Here is a 16,373-nt window from a genome sequence, read left to right as displayed (position 1 = left end):
GGCACCCCATGATTCGCGAAGAATTCCTGCGTTTGGCCGCAGCCGGTTACAACCGTATCCCGCTGGCCTGCGAAACCCTTGCCGACTTCGACACTCCGCTGTCGATCTATCTGAAACTGGCCGATCAGCCCAACTCCTACTTACTGGAGTCGGTGCAGGGCGGTGAGAAGTGGGGGCGTTATTCGATCATCGGCCTGCCGTGCCGCACCGTATTGCGTGTGCACGGGTATCAGGTCAGCGTGACCCATGACGGCGTCGAGATCGAAAGCCTTGAAGTGGTCGATCCTCTGGCCTTCGTCGAGGAATTCAAAGCCCGCTACAACGTGCCGACCATCGCCGGCCTGCCGCGCTTCAACGGTGGCCTGGTGGGGTATTTCGGCTATGACTGCGTGCGTTATGTCGAGCCGCGCCTGGGCCAGAGCCCGAATCCGGATCCGATCGGTGTGCCGGACATCCTGCTGATGGTCTCCGACGCAGTAGTGGTGTTCGACAACCTGGCGGGCAAGATGCACGCCATCGTGCTGGCCGACCCCAGCCAGGACAACGCTTTCGAAGCTGGCCAGGCACGTTTGCAGGAATTGCTGGCGCAGTTGCGCCAACCGATCACCCCGCGTCCCGGGCTGGACTTCAGCAAGCAGCAGGCGGCCGATTCGGTATTCCGCTCCAGCTTCACCCAGGCTGACTACGAGCGTGCCGTGGACACCATCAAGGAATACATCCTGGCCGGTGACTGCATGCAGGTGGTGCCGTCCCAGCGCATGTCCATTGATTTCAAGGCAGCGCCCATCGATCTGTACCGGGCGCTGCGCTGCTTCAACCCGACGCCTTACATGTACTTCTTTAACTTCGGTGACTTCCACGTAGTGGGCAGTTCGCCGGAAGTGCTGGTGCGGGTCGAGGACAACCTGATTACCGTGCGGCCAATCGCCGGTACCCGTCCGCGGGGCGCCACCGAGGAAGCCGACCTGGCCCTGGAACAGGAGCTGCTGTCGGACGCCAAGGAAATCGCCGAGCACCTGATGCTGATCGACCTGGGGCGCAACGACACCGGTCGCGTATCCGAAATCGGCAGCGTGAAACTCACCGAGAAGATGGTGATCGAGCGTTATTCCAACGTGATGCACATCGTCTCCAACGTCACCGGTCAACTGAAAGCCGGGCTGACGGCGATGGATGCGCTGCGGGCGATCCTGCCGGCGGGGACGTTGTCCGGGGCGCCGAAGATCCGTGCCATGGAAATCATCGACGAACTGGAGCCGGTCAAACGCGGGATCTACGGCGGCGCCGTGGGTTACTTCGCCTGGAACGGCAATATGGATACGGCCATTGCCATTCGCACGGCGGTGATCAAGAACGGTGAGCTGCATGTACAGGCCGGTGGCGGGATTGTCGCCGACTCAGTGCCGACCCTGGAGTGGGAAGAGACGCTGAACAAGCGTCGCGCAATGTTCCGTGCCGTGGCACTGGCAGAACAAACCCCCGCATCCAAGGTTTGAGGAGTTTCCATAATGTTGCTGATGATCGATAACTACGACTCCTTCACCTATAACGTCGTCCAGTACCTGGGCGAGTTGGGTGCCGAAGTGAAAGTGGTACGCAATGACGAGCTGACCGTGGCTGAAATCGAAGCCCTCAAGCCCGAGCGTATCGTGGTCTCGCCTGGCCCTTGCACGCCCACCGAAGCCGGTATCTCCATCGAGTCGATCAAGTATTTCGCCGGCAAGCTGCCGATTCTGGGTGTATGCCTGGGCCACCAGTCCATCGGCCAGGCTTTTGGTGGCCAAGTGGTGCGAGCCCGGCAAGTGATGCACGGCAAGACCAGCCCGGTGTTTCACCGTGACCTGGGTGTGTTCAACGGTTTGAACATGCCGCTGACCGTGACTCGTTACCACTCGCTGGTGGTCAAGCACGAGAGCCTGCCCGAGTGCCTCGAAGTCACGGCCTGGACCCAGCTGGAAGACGGCTCCGTCGACGAAATCATGGGGCTGCGCCACAAGACGCTGAATATCGAAGGGGTGCAATTTCACCCCGAGTCTATTCTCACCGAGCAGGGCCACGAGCTGTTCGCCAACTTCCTCAAACAGAGCGGCGGCACGCGCTAAGGACTTTTCATGGATATCAAGACTGCCCTGAGCCGTATTGTCGGCCATCTGGACCTGAGTACCGATGAGATGCGCGATGTCATGCGCGAGATCATGACTGGCCAATGCACTGATGCACAGATTGGCGCCTTCATGATGGCCATGCGCATGAAAAGCGAAAGCATCGACGAGATCGTCGGCGCGGTATCGGTGATGCGCGAACTGGCGGACAAGGTCGAGCTGAAAACCCTCGACGGCGTGGTGGATGTGGTCGGTACCGGCGGTGACGGTGCGAACATTTTCAACGTTTCCACAGCGTCTTCCTTTGTCGTTGCCGCTGCCGGCTGCACCGTCGCCAAGCATGGTAACCGGGCGGTATCCGGCAAGAGCGGCAGCGCCGATCTGTTGGAGGCGGCCGGGATCTACCTGAACCTGACACCCGTTCAGGTGGCGCGTTGCATCGACAACGTCGGCATCGGCTTCATGTTTGCCCAGTCTCACCACGGCGCCATGAAATATGCCGCCGGCCCGCGCCGTGACCTCGGCCTGCGCACCTTGTTCAACATGCTCGGCCCGCTTACGAATCCGGCCGGCGTGAAACATCAGGTGGTGGGAGTATTCACTCAGGCCTTGTGCCGGCCATTGGCCGAAGTCTTGCAACGCCTGGGCAGCAAGCACGTCTTGGTGGTGCATTCCCAGGACGGCCTGGACGAGTTCAGCCTGGCGGCTCCGACCTATGTTGCGGAGTTGAAGAACGATCAGATCACCGAGTACTGGGTACAGCCCGAGGACTTGGGCATGAAGAGCCAGAGTCTGTTTGGCCTGGTGGTCGAGAGCCCGGCGGCTTCCCTTGAGCTGATCCGCGATGCCCTGGGGCGCCGCAAGACCGAGCACGGCCAGAAGGCCGCCGAGATGATTGTGCTCAATGCCGGTGCGGCGCTGTATGCCGCGGATCATGCCAGCAGCTTGAAAGAGGGCGTGGCCCTGGCTCACGATGCGTTGCACACCGGCCTGGCCCGGGAAAAGCTCGAAGAACTGGGCGCCTTTACCGCGGTGTTCAAGCAGGAGAATGAAGGATGAGTGTGCCGACAGTTCTGGAGAATATCCTTGCCCGCAAGGTTGAGGAAGTTGCCGAGCGCAGCGCTCGCGTCAGTCTGGCCGAACTGGAGAACCTGGCGCGGGCAGCCGATGTGCCGCGGGGCTTCGCCAGGGCGTTGCAGGAGCAGGTCAAGCTCAAGCAGCCGGCGGTGATTGCCGAGATCAAGAAAGCATCGCCGAGCAAGGGCGTGATCCGCGAGAATTTCGTGCCGGCAGATATCGCCAAGAGCTACGAGAAGGGCGGTGCCACTTGCCTGTCGGTGTTGACTGACGTCGATTACTTCCAGGGGGCCGATGCCTACCTGCAGCAGGCCCGCGCGGCCTGCAAACTGCCGGTGATCCGCAAGGATTTCATGATCGACCCCTATCAGATCGTCGAAGCTCGTGCCCTCGGTGCCGACTGTGTGCTGCTGATTGTCGCCGCTCTGGACGACAAGCGGATGGCCGAGTTGGCTACGGTGGCCAAGGGCGTTGGTCTGGATGTGCTGGTGGAAGTGCACGACGGCGACGAGTTGGAGCGGGCGCTGAAGACCCTCGATACACCGTTGGTGGGAGTCAACAACCGTAATCTGCATACCTTCGAAGTCGACCTGGAAACCACGCTCGACCTGTTGCCGCGGATTCCTCGCGACCGCCTGGTGATTACCGAGAGCGGCATTCTCAACCGTGCCGATGTCGAGCTGATGGAAATCAGCGATGTCTATTCGTTCCTGGTGGGCGAGGCATTCATGCGCGCCGAGAATCCGGGAAGCGAGTTGCAACGCCTGTTCTTCCCCGAGCGCGGCGTGCCGGTCAGCGGTTCGACTCTGGACTGAACCTGAAACAATGAATAAGCCGGCGATGCCGGCTTTTTCATATCTATCGCAAGGATTTCCACTGTCATGACCCAACCCTTTGCCTTGACTGTCGAAGCTGGCCTGCAGGCCGAGCAGGATCTGCTGGCGCTGGTGTGCGCCGGCGAGCAGGAGTTCGGCCTGTTGTTCTGGCAGCCCAGCGATCGGGCGCTGGTGATGCCCCGGCGCTTGAGTCGCCTGCCGGGGTTCGAGCAGGCCTGCCAGGCGTCGGCGGCCAACGGCTGGCCGGTGCTGCTGCGGGAAACTGGCGGTGAGCCGGTGCCGCAATCGGCAGCTACGGTGAATATTGCGCTGGTCTATGCGCCACCGCGCAGCGAGGGGGATCAGGGGCGGATCGAAACGGCCTATCGGCGTCTGTGCCAGCCGATTTGCGATCTGCTCAGTGAGCTGGGAGGCAATCCGTCGCTAGGGGAGGTGGACGGAGCCTTTTGCGATGGGCGTTTCAACGTCAATCTGGACGGTCGCAAGATGGTCGGTACAGCCCAGCGCTGGCGTCAGAGCAAAGGCGGACAGCGCCCTGTCGGGCTGGTGCACGGTGCCCTGCTGCTGGATAACGAGCGTGATTCCATGGTGGGGGCGGTCAACACCTTCAATCAGGTTTGCGGCCTGGAGCAGCGTTGCCGGGCCGAAAGTCATATCGCCCTGCATGAGGCGTTTACCGCAGCAGATGCCATGGCCCGGCTGGACAGCCTGTACCGGCAGATGCTCAAGAGCTTTCTGCCGGGTTAGCGGGTGCCGAACACCACCATGGTCTTGCCTTTGACGTGAACCAGGTTGCGCTCCTCAAGATCCTTGAGGACGCGGCCGACCATCTCTCGGGAGCAGCCGACAATCCGGCCAATCTCCTGGCGGGTGATCTTGATCTGCATGCCGTCGGGATGGGTCATGGCATCCGGTTGCTTGCACAGCTCCAGCAGGCAGCGGGCAACCCGTCCGGTCACATCGAAGAACGCCAGGTCGCCGACCTTGCGCGTGGTATTGCGCAGGCGCTGGGCAATCTGCCCGCTGAGGACGTACAGAATGTCCGGGTCGTTCTGCGACAGTTCGCGAAACTTGGCGTAGCTGATCTCGGCGACTTCGCATTCCACCTTGGTCCTTACCCAGGCGCTGCGCTGCTGTTCGTGCCCGGCCTCTTCGAAAAGTCCCAGTTCACCGAAGAAATCCCCGGCGTTGAGGTAGGCGATGATCATCTCCCGGCCATCGTCGTCCTCGATGAGGATGGTCACCGAGCCCTTGATGATGAAGTACAGGCTGTCGGACACATCACCGGCGCAGATGATGTTGCTCTTGGCCTGATACCGGCGGCGTTGACAGTGCATCAGCAACTTGTCGAGATTTTTGATCCTGGGGGTGGGGGCAATAGCAACCATGGTTGTATCCCGAGAAGACTGCACGGTATGAAGTGTTTTTTTATGGGCGTAAAACGAGGACGTTGAACGCTGGCTAAGCGCCAGTCATTTGGCGTCAGCTTAACAGACACATCCTTGGCGGATTTAAGATTTTTCTTAGTGAAGATCGGTAATCAGCTGTGAACGTGCAAAGCGCGGCCGGTGCAAAACCCTGTGCTAAGCTGGCGACCCTTTTTTTACAGTGGAGTCTTGGCGATGAAGGCACGCATCCAATGGGCTGGCGAAGCCATGTTCCTCGGTGAGTCGGGCAGTGGCCACGTTGTGGTGATGGACGGTCCGCCAGAAGCCGGTGGACGCAACCTGGGTGTTCGCCCCATGGAGATGCTCCTGCTCGGTGTGGGCGGTTGCAGCAATTTCGACGTGGTCAGCATCCTGAAGAAGTCGCGTCAGGCGGTTGAAAGCTGCGAGGCCTTTCTTGACGCCGAGCGTGCTACCGAGGACCCGAAGGTCTTCACCAAGATTCACATGCATTTCGTGGTCAAGGGGCGTGGGCTGAAGGAGGCTCAGGTCAAGCGGGCCATCGAACTGTCCGCCGAGAAGTATTGCTCGGCTTCGATCATGCTCGGCGCTGCTGGCGTGGTCGTTACCCACGATTACGAAATCGTCGAGTTGGGCTGAGCCGGGGCTGAGTTCATGGGCACAAAAAAGGGCGCTTCAAGAGCGCCCTTTTTGTGCCCGGTACTGGCCGGGATCAGATTCGATAGGTGCTTTTGGTCATCACCTTGGCCAGCAGGCTCATGCCGAACTTCACCGGTGCCGGGAAGCGGAAGCCGCCCGCTTCGAGTGCTGTCTCGGCGTGGTGCTCTTCGTCGATGCGCATCTGCTCCAGAATGGCCCGGGACTTTTCGTCTTCTGCCGGCAGTTGTTCCAGATGCTCGTTCAGGTGCTTGCAGACCTGGTCTTCGGTGGCGGCGACGAACCCCAGGCTGACTTTGTCGCTGATCAGGCCAGCGGCGGCGCCGATGCCGAATGACAAGCCATAGAACAATGGGTTGAGAACGCTGGGGTGGCTGCCCAGTTGGCGGATGCGTTGTTCGCACCAGGCCAGGTGGTCGATTTCTTCTTCGGCGGCGTGCTCCATGGCCTGGCGTACCTGAGGTAGCTTGGCGGTCAGTGCCTGGCCCTGGTAGAGCGCCTGGGCACAGACTTCCCCAGTGTGATTGATGCGCATCAGGCCGGCGACGTGCCGGGTATCCTCGTCACTCATCTGCGCTTCCGGCTGCACGATGGCCGGTGACGGGCGATAAGGTTGGCCGCTGAAAGGCAGCAGCGTACGCATTGCCATATCGGCTTGCAGCAGCAGACGGTCAATCGGCGAGTAGTGACGTTGGGTAGTCATGCTTATCTCCGGGAAGAATCACGGCGGCCAGTTTACTCCAATCGATAGGGTGAAAACTGCGCTGGATCAGCGCACCCTCGCCTGGCAGTGGGCGAGAGGGCGCTGCACACGAGTGTTAGTGGGGCAATCAGCCCGGAGGCCAGTTCATCTGACGCTGACCCAGCACGTGCATATGAATGTGGTAGACGGTCTGACCGCCCAGTTCATTGCAGTTCATCACGACCCGGAAGCCGTCTTCACAACCTTGTTCCTTGGCCAGGCGCTGGGCGGTGAACAGGATGTGTCCGGCCAGGGTCTTGTCGTCCTCGGTGAGGTCGTTGAGGGTGCGAATGGGCTTTTTCGGAATAACCAGGAAGTGCACCGGCGCTTGCGGAGCAATATCGTGGAAGGCCAGAACCTGGTCGTCCTCGTAGATGATCTTCGCGGGTATTTCTCTGTTGATGATCTTGGTGAACAGAGTATCCACAGCTGTTTCTCCATTGGGTTGGTCCGGGGTGAGTGTACTCAGGCTCACAATGTGCGCCCAGCCCGAACATCTAACGTGGGCAATAGGCCCGATTGAAGTAGCCGACGATCTTGCGGGTCAGCCAGCGAGAGCCCAGGCGGCTGCTGAAGGCCATCCAACGGTTCAGGCGGCCGGGGATGATGATGGCGCGGTTCCTTTCCAGGGCCCGGACTGCGTACAGGGCGACTTCCTCTGGGCTCATGAGCAACTTGCTGTCGTTGAGCTTCTGAGTGTCCATCTGTGCGGTACGGAAGAACGCGGTGCGGGTGGGGCCGGGGCAGAGCACCGAGACTTTGACCGCACATTTTTTCAGTTCTTCCCGCAGCCCTTCGGAAAAGTGCAGGACATAGGCCTTGCTGGCGTAGTAGGTGCTCATCCAGGGGCCGGGATAGAAGGCCGCTACCGAGGCGACGTTGAGAATCTGTCCACCCCCCAGCAGGGCCATGCTATTGCCCAAGGCATGGCATAGGCGGGTGAGGGCGAGGATGTTGACCTCGATCAGGTCTTGTTCGGTCATCCAGTCCTGGGCCAGGAAAGGGCCGCTGGTGCCAATCCCGGCGCAGTTGACCAGCAGATCGATCTGGCGGTCTCCTTCCTCAAGTTCCAGCAGGAAGCCGGACAGTCGCAGAGGCTCTCCCAGATCGCAGGCCCTGAACAATACTTCGACACCGAAGCGTTGGGTCAGCTCCAGGGCGATGCTTTCCAGCTGATCACGCTGGCGGGCCACCAGAATCAGGTTGCGGCCACGCCGGGCCAGTGCTTCGGCCAGGGCCAGGCCTATGCCGCTGGAAGCACCGGTGATCAGAGCGTAACGGGTCATGCATTTCTCCATCGCAACGGCCGGCTGCCTGCGACAGGAAGGGTCGCAGGCTCGGACGCGTTTATTCTTGCTCGGATTCTACAGAGGGCGCGGCACTATCGGCTGGTTCAGTGTCCTCATCGGCGCTGGTGGAGTCGATGGTTTCGCTGTAGCTGGTTTCGCTGTAGCGGTCTTCGAGGGAACTCAAGCCGCCGGCTACCATGCCGACGATAAGCAGGACGATCAGTACCACCCACATCCAGGACAGGACCTTGACCGCTGTGGTGTTGGGCGGTGGCGGGGCGCCGTAGCGGTTGGCGACGTTGCTGCCGGGGCTGACCATGAGGACCAGAGGGAAGATGCTGCCGACGATAGGCACGAAATTCAGTAGCCAGAGCCAGCCGGACCACCCCAGGTCATGCAGGCGCTGTACGCTGATCTGGATGCTGACGACGAGGAAACCGATGAACACCACGACACCACCGATGATCCCCAGCCCGGTGAGGAGCGTCGAGTTGAATACCGCAGCGGTAAGAATGCCAAAGAAGGCGCCTACCCCGACCACCGCCAGCATGGCTACCGTCAGGACCAGGGTCCAGGCCAGATAGCGCAGACGACCGATACGGCCTTCGAAGCTGAACACGTTGAGATTGGCGTATTGAGGCAGGGTGTCGCCGACTGTCGCTCGCGGAGGGGCGTAGGGTGACTCGCTGATATTGGCGGGGCCGGAGGCTGGGGTGATTGAGTCCAAGTTCAGATCCAGGCTTGGTTCAGCCTCGATGCGAGCATCGATCCCCGCATTTTTCAGCGCCTCCAGATACCGCTGTGCATCCGCCTGGGTCAGGTCGCGCTTGAGCTCCACCCGCTGGCCATTGAACAGGCGTTCTACTGCAGTTGTGTCACTTTTGAACAGTTCGGCCAGGTTTAGTTGGGCAGTGGACTTTTCGACACCAGGCAGCAATGTGCCGTCGAAAACAATCTTGTAGCGGGTCTCGCTCATGGGGGCATCCCTGTCACTTGAAAAGAAGGCTTACATAAAAGACGCATAGTTTAAGGCCAGCGCCACCCGGCTGGCCAAAAAACAATGAGACCTGGTTAGCGTGGCCAGCGTTTACTGAGTTGGGCCGAGCTTTCCTGGGCGGCCTGGTATTCGCTGTCCAGGCGGGCAATCAGTTGATCGACGCTGGGCAGGTCGTCGATTTCACCGACGCCTTGCCCGGCAGACCACACCGTTTTCCAGGCTTTGGCTTCGTCGCTGATGGGCTTGAGCTTGGAGCCGAAATTGACTTCGCCCTTGCCTTGCAGGGCTGCCAGGTCGAATCCGGCGTTCTCCAGGCTCTGGCGCATGAAGCTGGCGGGGACTCCGGAGACTGCGGCGGTGTGCACGATATCCGCGGCACGAGAGTTGAGCAGCATCTCTTTATAGGCGTCCGGCGCATGGCTTTCGGTGGTGCCGATAAAACGGGTGCCCAGGTAAGCCAGGTCGGCACCAAGCAGCTGTGCGGCGAGAATCTCGTGACCGCGGTTCAGGCAGCCGGCGAGCAGCAGGGTCTTGTCGAAGAACTGGCGAATTTCGGCAATAAGGGAGAACGGGCTCCAGGTTCCGGCATGCCCGCCAGCCCCTGCCGCGACAGCGATCAGTCCATCGACTCCGGCTTCTGCCGCTTTCTCCGCGTGTCGGCGCGTGGTCACGTCATGGAATACCAGGCCGCCATAGCTGTGTACGGCGTCTACCACTTCCTTGACCGCGCCCAGGCTGGTGATGACGATCGGCACCTTGTGTTCGATGCAGATCTGCAAATCTGCCTGCAGACGCGGGTTGCTGTTGTGCACGATCAGGTTGACTGCGTAGGGGGCAGGGTTCTCCAGCTTGGCCAACCCTGCTTCGATCTCCTCGAGCCAGGCCTTGAAGCCACTGCTTTCGCGCTGGTTGAGGGCAGGGAAGCTGCCGACCACGCCATTTCGACAGCAGGCCAGGACCAGTTCAGGGTTGGAGATCAGGAACATCGGTGCCGCCACAAGAGGCAGGCGCAGGCGTTGTTCGAGCAGAGCGGGCAGTGACATTGGAGTACCCCCAGGGGAAGCGACTAGTAAGAGTTAGAACGGCCGTACAACGACCAAAATTACAATAGCCAGCAATATCAGAACCGGTACTTCATTGAACCAGCGATAAAAGACATGGCTGCGGGTGTTTTCGCCACGGGCGAAACGTTTCACTTGAGCGCCGCACATGTGGTGATACCCGATCAGGATCACCACCAGGGTCAGTTTGGCGTGCATCCAGCCACCCTGGCCGAAATAGGCGCTGGGATTGAGGCTGATCAACCAGATGCCGAAGATCAACGCGGCGATCATTGCCGGGCCCATGATGAAGCGATACAGCTTGCGCTCCATGAGGCAGAAGCGTTCACGGCTGATGCTGTCCTCGCTTTGGGCGTGGTAGACGAACAAGCGTGGCAGGTAGAAAAGGCCTGCAAACCAGCAGACCACACTGACGATATGAAAGGCTTTGAGCCATAGATAGAGCATTTTTAGTTATTCCCAGGTTCACGGTGGCGAAGATAGTAGAGGGTAGAGCGGCCGCACGTCACCTTGACGGTTGTCGCAGGGGCGCGCCGCCCCTATTATCGGCAGCTTTCCAGTGGGTTCGTTGAGGGCAGGTTTATGGTCAAGGTCGGGATTGTCGGCGGCACGGGTTACACCGGTGTCGAACTGCTGCGTCTGTTGGCACAGCATCCGCAGGCGCAAGTGGAAGTCATCACTTCGCGATCCGAGGCGGGCCTGGCCGTAGCCGACATGTACCCGAACCTGCGCGGTCACTATGACGGCCTGGCCTTCAGCGTGCCGGACATCAAGACTCTTGGCGCCTGTGATGTGGTGTTCTTTGCGACACCCCACGGTGTGGCTCATGCCCTGGCCGGCGAGTTGCTGGCGGCCGGCACCAAGGTCATCGATTTGTCGGCGGACTTTCGTCTGCAGGATGCCGAGGAGTGGGCCAAGTGGTACGGCCAGCCCCATGGCGCTCCGGAGCTGCTGGATGAGGCTGTCTACGGGCTACCGGAAGTCAACCGCGAGCAAATCAAGAAGGCTCGTCTGATTGCCGTCCCCGGGTGTTATCCAACGGCCACTCAACTGGGCTTTCTGCCATTGCTGGAGGCCGGTCTTGCCGACACCACACAGTTGATTGCTGACTGCAAGTCCGGTGTCAGTGGTGCAGGCCGCGGTGCCAGCGTCGGTTCGCTGTACTCGGAAACCTCCGAGAGCATGAAGGCCTATGCGGTCAAAGGACATCGTCACTTGCCGGAAATACGCCAGGGGCTGCGTCGGGCGGCAGGCAAGGACGTCGGCCTGACCTTTGTTCCGCATCTGACGCCAATGATTCGCGGTATTCACTCGACGCTCTACTCGACGGTGGTGGACCGCTCGGTTGACTTGCAAGCGCTGTTTGAGAAGCGTTATGCCAACGAGCCTTTCGTTGATGTGATGCCGGCGGGCAGTCATCCTGAGACTCGCAGCGTGCGTGGTGCCAACGTATGTCGGATTGCCGTGCACCGGCCACAGGATGGTGATCTGGTGGTGGTGCTGTCGGTTATCGATAACCTGGTCAAGGGGGCTTCAGGCCAGGCGGTGCAAAACCTCAACATCCTGTTTGGTCTGGACGAGCGTCTTGGGCTGTCTCACGCAGGCATGCTGCCTTAAAGTCGGTTTAGCGGTGAATAGGAAGGCCCGTCTGATGGGCCTTTCTGCGTTATGCGGGCAGCTGTACGACTATTGATATACCGTAACAATAGTTGACCGCTTTTCTGGGAGAAGCGGATAATGCGCGTCATTACGCAGTATGGCGGCTTAACGCCGGGAGATAGTCAGCATGAGCGTTGAATCCTTCACCCCCACAGCTTTGCAATTCACTCAAGGTGCGGCGCACAAGGTGAAGACCCTGGTCGATGAAGAGGGTAATGATCGCTTGAAGCTGCGCGTATTCGTTACGGGCGGCGGTTGTTCAGGGTTCCAGTACGGTTTCACTTTCGATGAGGAAGTGGCCGAGGACGACACCATTGTCGAACGCGAGGGTGTGAGCCTGGTGGTCGACCCGATGAGTTTCCAGTACCTGGCCGGTGCTGAAGTGGACTACCAGGAAGGTCTGGAAGGTTCGCGGTTCGTGATCAAGAACCCCAATGCCACCACTACCTGTGGTTGCGGGTCGTCGTTCTCGATCTGATCAGCCAGCAATAGCTATTCGCCGAACGCCGCAGGCTCTTGTAATCCTGCGGCGTTTTGCTGTCTGCCGGTCAGGCCGGGTAGATGGCACCTAGTACTCGTAGGCCGCGGGCGCCAGTAACACTGGGTCGGTTGGCAGCAATTCCTTCCAGGCAGCAGTGGGCCAGCCAGGCGAATGCCATGGCTTCGACCCAGTCCGGGTCCACGCCATATGCCGCCGTGCTGTTGACGCTGGTTTGCGGGAGGAGGGCTGCCAAGCGGCCCATGAGCGCTGCGTTATGCGCGCCGCCGCCGCACACCAGCAGTTCGTGGGTGTCACTTTGTGCGCACTGCAACGACTCGACGATGGTCAGTGCTGTCAGTTCCAGCAACGTGGCCTGCACGTCTTCGGCGGTGATGGTGTCATGCAACGCCAGGTGCCGCTGTAGCCATTGAAGGTTGAATACTTCACGCCCGGTGCTCTTCGGGCCTTGGCTGGCGAAGAACGGGTCGCTGAGCAGGGTTTTCAGGAGAGTTTGGTCAACCTTTCCGCTGGCGGCCCATTGGCCATTGCGGTCAAAGTTCTCAGCACGTTGGAGCTGAATCCAGGCATCTAGCAGGACATTGCCTGGGCCACAGTCGAATCCGGCTACCGGCTTGGCCGTTTCGATCAGGCTCAGGTTGCTGAAGCCTCCAACGTTCAGCACGGCGCGGTTTCCCGGGCGCTGGTCGAACAGCGCTTCGTGGAAGGCCGGGACCAGTGGGGCGCCTTGCCCGCCTGCTGCTACGTCGCGGCTGCGGAAGTCGCTGACGACAGTGATGCCGGTCAGTTCAGTGAGCAGTGCCGGGTTGCCGATCTGCACAGTGAACCCGCGGCTTGGTTCATGGCGCACGGTTTGTCCGTGGCTGCCAATGGCGCGGATATCTTGAGGGCGCAGTTGCTGTTGTTGCAAAAGCTGGTTGATGCCCTGGGCGGCCAGTGCGACCCAGTGTTGCTGAGCGATGGCGGAGCGGGCGATCTCGTCGGGGCCGCTGGCGCACAAACTCAAGAGTTCGGCGCGCAGAGTGGCAGGCATGGGGATGTAGCGGGTGGCGATCAGTCTGATCGCCGGGTTCTGCTCGATCAGGGCGATGTCCAGGCCATCAAGGCTGGTACCGGACATCACGCCTATATAGAACGCCATGGTTTAGCGCTTGCTCGAGGCCAGCATGGTGGCCTTTTCCTGATCCATCCGGGCCATCAGAGGCTGGCTCTGTTGCAGGAAGCGTGCACGTTCGGCCTTGGCGATGGGATCGGCCATAGGCAGCTTCTGGCCCAGCGGATCCACGTGGACGCCATTGACCTGGAACTCGTAGTGCAAGTGCGGGCCTGTGGACAGGCCTGTGGTTCCGATGTAGCCAATGACCTGGCCCTGTTTCACCGAGCCGCCAGTCTTCACGCCCTTGGCGAAGCCTTGCATGTGGCCGTACAGGGTGCGATAGGTGTTGCCGTGCTGGATGATCACGGTATTGCCGTAACCACCGCGGCGCCCGGCCAGCAGAACCTTGCCATCACCGGCAGCCTTGATTGGCGTGCCCCGTGGAGCGGCATAGTCCACGCCTTTGTGCGCACGGATCTTGTTCAGGATCGGATGCTTGCGCCCCATTGAGAAGCGCGAGCTGATACGGGCGAAGTCTACCGGCGTGCGGATGAACGCCTTGCGCATGCTGTTACCGTCGGCGGTGTAGTAGCTGCTGGAGCCCTGTTTGTTGGTGTAGCGCACGGCGGTGTAGGTCTTGCCGCGGTTGGTGAAGCGCGCGGAGAGGATATTACCGGTGCCGACTACCTTGCCGTTGGCGACTTTCTGCTCGTAGATCACGTCGAATTCGTCACCCTGGCGAATGTCTTGGGCGAAGTCGATGTCGTAGCCGAAAACGTTGGCCATATCCATGGTCAGGCTATGGGACAGGCCGGCGCGGGCGGCAGACTGGGAGAGCGAGCTATTGATGACGCCATGGACATAGGCGGAGCGAACCACCGGCTTGGTGATCACGCGGCTGAACGTAAAGCCCTTGGGGCTTTTGGTCAGGGTGATGGTCTCCAGGTCGCTGACTTTGCTGTGCAGGTTGTTCAGTTGGCCATCCGGGGTCAGTTCGAACTCAAGCTTCTGGCCGTGTTTGAGCTGGGAGAATTGCTTGGCCTGCTTGTCGCTTGCTAGGACTTCATGGACGGAAGTGGCCGGCAAGCCAACCTTTTCAAATAGTGTGGAAAGGGTATCGCCCTTGGTAACCAGTACTTCCCTATGGCCGGGGGCTTTTGGTTCCTCCACGGCAGCAGGCGCAGGTGCGGTTTCTGCGGTTTGCGTGGTGTCGTCAGTGGTGTTTTCGATCTGTGCGAAAGGTGAGGCTGCTGCCTCACTTGTGGCTTGTTCGGCGGATGTGGCGTCTTGATCTTGTGTCAGTTGCTCGATCGGACTTTCCAGATCGAGACTCAATGTCGTTTTTTTTGCCTCTACATCACTGGATGGAAATACCAGTAGAGCCAGGCTTAGAAGGGCCGCGATGCCACTTGCGGCGAGCAGGTGGCTCTTCGGATAAAGCGGTGGCGCTTTAGACGGTTCGGTGGTCATAGGTAATTTGACTTTGAAAAGATGAAATGGAAAAGATGAATGACATGATGAAGATGAAATAACTGTATAAAATATAACCAAATCATCTGTGACGCAAGCACGCGGACGCTCTGCTGCGTGAATGCCCCCCCGTACGCCGGGCAAAACTTGTAATTAGTCCGTGATCTTGTATGGTTGGTTCCCTTTTGAATCTGAGCCTTGCGGGTCTGTTATGAAGTCGGTTGAAGAGCAGCTAGCGCTGATCAAACGTGGTGCGGAAGAGTTGTTGGTCGAGTCCGAGTTGGTCGAGAAGCTCAAGCGCGGCGAACCGCTGCGCATTAAGGCTGGCTTCGATCCGACGGCGCCGGATCTGCATCTCGGGCATACCGTGCTTATTAATAAGCTGCGTCAGTTCCAGGATTTGGGTCACCAGGTGATCTTCCTGATTGGCGACTTCACCGGAATGATTGGTGATCCCAGTGGCAAGAGCGCCACCCGTCCACCCTTGACTCGCGAGCAGGTCCTGGAAAACGCAGAAACCTATAAAAGCCAGGTCTTCAAGATTCTTGATCCCGCCAAGACCGAGGTGGCTTTCAACTCCACCTGGATGGACAAGATGGGGCCGGCGGATTTTATTCGCCTGACTTCCCAGTACACCGTTGCGCGGATGCTTGAGCGGGACGACTTCGACAAGCGCTACTCGACCAATCAGCCGATCGCCATTCATGAGTTCCTGTATCCGTTGGTGCAAGGCTATGACTCGGTAGCGTTGCGTGCTGATGTCGAGCTGGGTGGTACCGACCAGAAGTTCAACCTGTTGATGGGGCGTGAACTGCAGCGTGGCTATGGGCAGGAGGCGCAGTGCATTCTGACCATGCCTTTGCTCGAAGGGTTGGATGGCGTTAAGAAGATGTCCAAGTCTCTGGGAAACTATGTCGGTATCCAGGAAGCCCCGGGCGTGATGTACGGCAAGCTGGTTTCCATTCCCGATGCGTTGATGTGGCGTTACTTCGAGCTGCTCAGCTTCCGCTCGATGGATGAGATCGGTGTATTCAAAGCTGATGTTGAAGCTGGCGCCAATCCGCGTGACATCAAGATCAAGCTGGCCGAAGAGATTGTTGCGCGCTTCCATGGTGAAGAGGCTGCTACAAATGCTCATCGCGCCGCAGGTAATCGCATGAAGGATGGCGAGCTGCCTGATGATCTGCCGGAGATCGAGCTGGTCGCTGCCGAGGATATGCCAATTGCTGCTGTCCTTAATAAGGCAGGGCTAGTCAAGAATGCTGCAGTGGCACGGGATCTTCTGGGTTCGGGTGGTGTGCGTGTGGATGGTGAGGTCGTAGATCGTACCTATATATATGCAGTGGGTTCGACTCATGTGTGCCAGGCCGGCAAGAAGGCGTTTGCACGTATTACGCTTAAATCCGAATAGAACTGAAAATAAGTGTTGACGGCAGATTCTACAGGTCTATAATTCGCCCCACTTCCGGCGCAGTCGAAACG

18 protein-coding genes are annotated in these 16,373 nt (G+C 59.5%); 9 read left to right on the top strand and 9 right to left on the bottom strand.

The window, feature by feature from the left end; translation table 11 throughout:
- The first annotated feature begins 8 nt into the window (after positions 1 to 8).
- The 5 genes from trpE (at position 9) to BLX41_RS21290 (ending at position 4,762) form a co-directional block, all read left to right on the top strand.
- Entirely contained in the window at positions 9 to 1,496 is a 1,488-nt protein-coding gene (gene trpE, locus BLX41_RS21310; protein ID WP_123726487.1) for an anthranilate synthase component I, read from the top strand.
- A gap of 12 nt (positions 1,497 to 1,508) precedes the next feature.
- Positions 1,509 to 2,102 (top strand): aminodeoxychorismate/anthranilate synthase component II, encoded by a 594-nt coding sequence (locus tag BLX41_RS21305; protein ID WP_123726486.1) that lies wholly within the window; start codon positions 1,509 to 1,511, stop codon positions 2,100 to 2,102.
- A gap of 9 nt (positions 2,103 to 2,111) precedes the next feature.
- Positions 2,112 to 3,161, top strand: coding sequence for an anthranilate phosphoribosyltransferase (gene trpD, locus BLX41_RS21300; protein ID WP_123726485.1), 1,050 nt, complete (start codon positions 2,112 to 2,114; stop codon positions 3,159 to 3,161).
- The gene (trpC, locus tag BLX41_RS21295; RefSeq protein ID WP_123726484.1) at positions 3,158 to 3,994 is read left to right on the top strand and encodes an indole-3-glycerol phosphate synthase TrpC; all 837 of its coding nucleotides are present in this window, start codon (positions 3,158 to 3,160) and stop codon (positions 3,992 to 3,994) included. The genes trpD and trpC overlap by 4 nt, the downstream gene beginning before the upstream one ends.
- A 66-nt stretch (positions 3,995 to 4,060) precedes the next feature.
- Positions 4,061 to 4,762: a lipoate--protein ligase family protein gene (locus tag BLX41_RS21290; protein ID WP_123726483.1), complete on the top strand. Its 702-nt coding sequence runs from the start codon at positions 4,061 to 4,063 to the stop codon at positions 4,760 to 4,762.
- Here the strand turns inward: BLX41_RS21290 and crp are convergent.
- Positions 4,759 to 5,403 (bottom strand): cAMP-activated global transcriptional regulator CRP, encoded by a 645-nt coding sequence (gene crp, locus BLX41_RS21285; protein WP_123726482.1) that lies wholly within the window; start codon positions 5,401 to 5,403, stop codon positions 4,759 to 4,761. The two genes, BLX41_RS21290 and crp, sit on opposite strands and share 4 nt — an antisense overlap.
- A 234-nt stretch (positions 5,404 to 5,637) precedes the next feature.
- Between crp and BLX41_RS21280 the strand changes: the two genes are divergently transcribed.
- Positions 5,638 to 6,060 (top strand): OsmC family protein, encoded by a 423-nt coding sequence (locus tag BLX41_RS21280; protein WP_123726481.1) that lies wholly within the window; start codon positions 5,638 to 5,640, stop codon positions 6,058 to 6,060.
- A 73-nt stretch (positions 6,061 to 6,133) separates the two neighbouring features.
- On the opposite strand, the gene coq7 is transcribed toward BLX41_RS21280, so the two are convergent.
- The 6 genes from coq7 to hemJ form a co-directional block, all read right to left on the bottom strand.
- Complete coding sequence (coq7, locus tag BLX41_RS21275) at positions 6,134 to 6,781, bottom strand: 2-polyprenyl-3-methyl-6-methoxy-1,4-benzoquinone monooxygenase (RefSeq protein WP_011063796.1); 648 nt, start codon at positions 6,779 to 6,781, stop codon at positions 6,134 to 6,136.
- 127 nt (positions 6,782 to 6,908) lie between these two features.
- On the bottom strand, positions 6,909 to 7,247 hold the full coding sequence (locus tag BLX41_RS21270; RefSeq protein WP_011063795.1) for a histidine triad nucleotide-binding protein: 339 nt from the start codon (positions 7,245 to 7,247) through the stop codon (positions 6,909 to 6,911).
- Positions 7,248 to 7,317: 70 nt separating this feature from the next.
- On the bottom strand, positions 7,318 to 8,106 hold the full coding sequence (locus BLX41_RS21265; RefSeq protein ID WP_123726480.1) for an SDR family NAD(P)-dependent oxidoreductase: 789 nt from the start codon (positions 8,104 to 8,106) through the stop codon (positions 7,318 to 7,320).
- 61 nt (positions 8,107 to 8,167) lie between these two features.
- Positions 8,168 to 9,085 (bottom strand): DUF805 domain-containing protein, encoded by a 918-nt coding sequence (locus BLX41_RS21260; protein WP_123726479.1) that lies wholly within the window; start codon positions 9,083 to 9,085, stop codon positions 8,168 to 8,170.
- Between the two features lie 95 nt (positions 9,086 to 9,180).
- Entirely contained in the window at positions 9,181 to 10,149 is a 969-nt protein-coding gene (locus BLX41_RS21255; RefSeq protein WP_123726478.1) for an NAD(P)H-dependent flavin oxidoreductase, read from the bottom strand.
- A gap of 33 nt (positions 10,150 to 10,182) precedes the next feature.
- Positions 10,183 to 10,614: a protoporphyrinogen oxidase HemJ gene (hemJ, locus tag BLX41_RS21250; RefSeq protein WP_011063791.1), complete on the bottom strand. Its 432-nt coding sequence runs from the start codon at positions 10,612 to 10,614 to the stop codon at positions 10,183 to 10,185.
- A gap of 135 nt (positions 10,615 to 10,749) precedes the next feature.
- Between hemJ and argC the strand changes: the two genes are divergently transcribed.
- Together argC and erpA are read left to right on the top strand one after the other, a co-directional pair.
- Positions 10,750 to 11,784 (top strand): N-acetyl-gamma-glutamyl-phosphate reductase, encoded by a 1,035-nt coding sequence (argC, locus tag BLX41_RS21245; protein ID WP_123726477.1) that lies wholly within the window; start codon positions 10,750 to 10,752, stop codon positions 11,782 to 11,784.
- Between the two features lie 169 nt (positions 11,785 to 11,953).
- A complete protein-coding gene (gene erpA, locus BLX41_RS21240) occupies positions 11,954 to 12,304 on the top strand; it encodes an iron-sulfur cluster insertion protein ErpA (RefSeq protein ID WP_011063789.1) in 351 nt (116 codons plus the stop codon).
- A gap of 70 nt (positions 12,305 to 12,374) precedes the next feature.
- Here the strand turns inward: erpA and BLX41_RS21235 are convergent, their stop codons facing one another.
- Positions 12,375 to 13,466 (bottom strand): anhydro-N-acetylmuramic acid kinase, encoded by a 1,092-nt coding sequence (locus BLX41_RS21235; protein ID WP_123726476.1) that lies wholly within the window; start codon positions 13,464 to 13,466, stop codon positions 12,375 to 12,377.
- Between the two features lie 3 nt (positions 13,467 to 13,469).
- Positions 13,470 to 14,891, bottom strand: a complete 1,422-nt coding sequence (locus BLX41_RS21230) for a peptidoglycan DD-metalloendopeptidase family protein (protein ID WP_123726475.1) — start codon at positions 14,889 to 14,891, stop codon at positions 13,470 to 13,472.
- 211 nt (positions 14,892 to 15,102) lie between these two features.
- On the opposite strand from BLX41_RS21230, the gene tyrS reads away from it, so the two are divergent.
- Positions 15,103 to 16,302 (top strand): tyrosine--tRNA ligase, encoded by a 1,200-nt coding sequence (tyrS, locus tag BLX41_RS21220; protein WP_123726474.1) that lies wholly within the window; start codon positions 15,103 to 15,105, stop codon positions 16,300 to 16,302.
- The last annotated feature ends 71 nt before the right edge of the window (positions 16,303 to 16,373 follow it).

Origin of the sequence: Pseudomonas protegens (assembly GCF_003732485.1) — a bacterium.
In the GTDB taxonomy this organism is placed as follows: domain Bacteria; phylum Pseudomonadota; class Gammaproteobacteria; order Pseudomonadales; family Pseudomonadaceae; genus Aquipseudomonas; species Aquipseudomonas protegens_B.
Note: the sequence above shows the minus strand (reverse complement) of the source record. Positions and strands in the feature narration are given on the sequence as shown.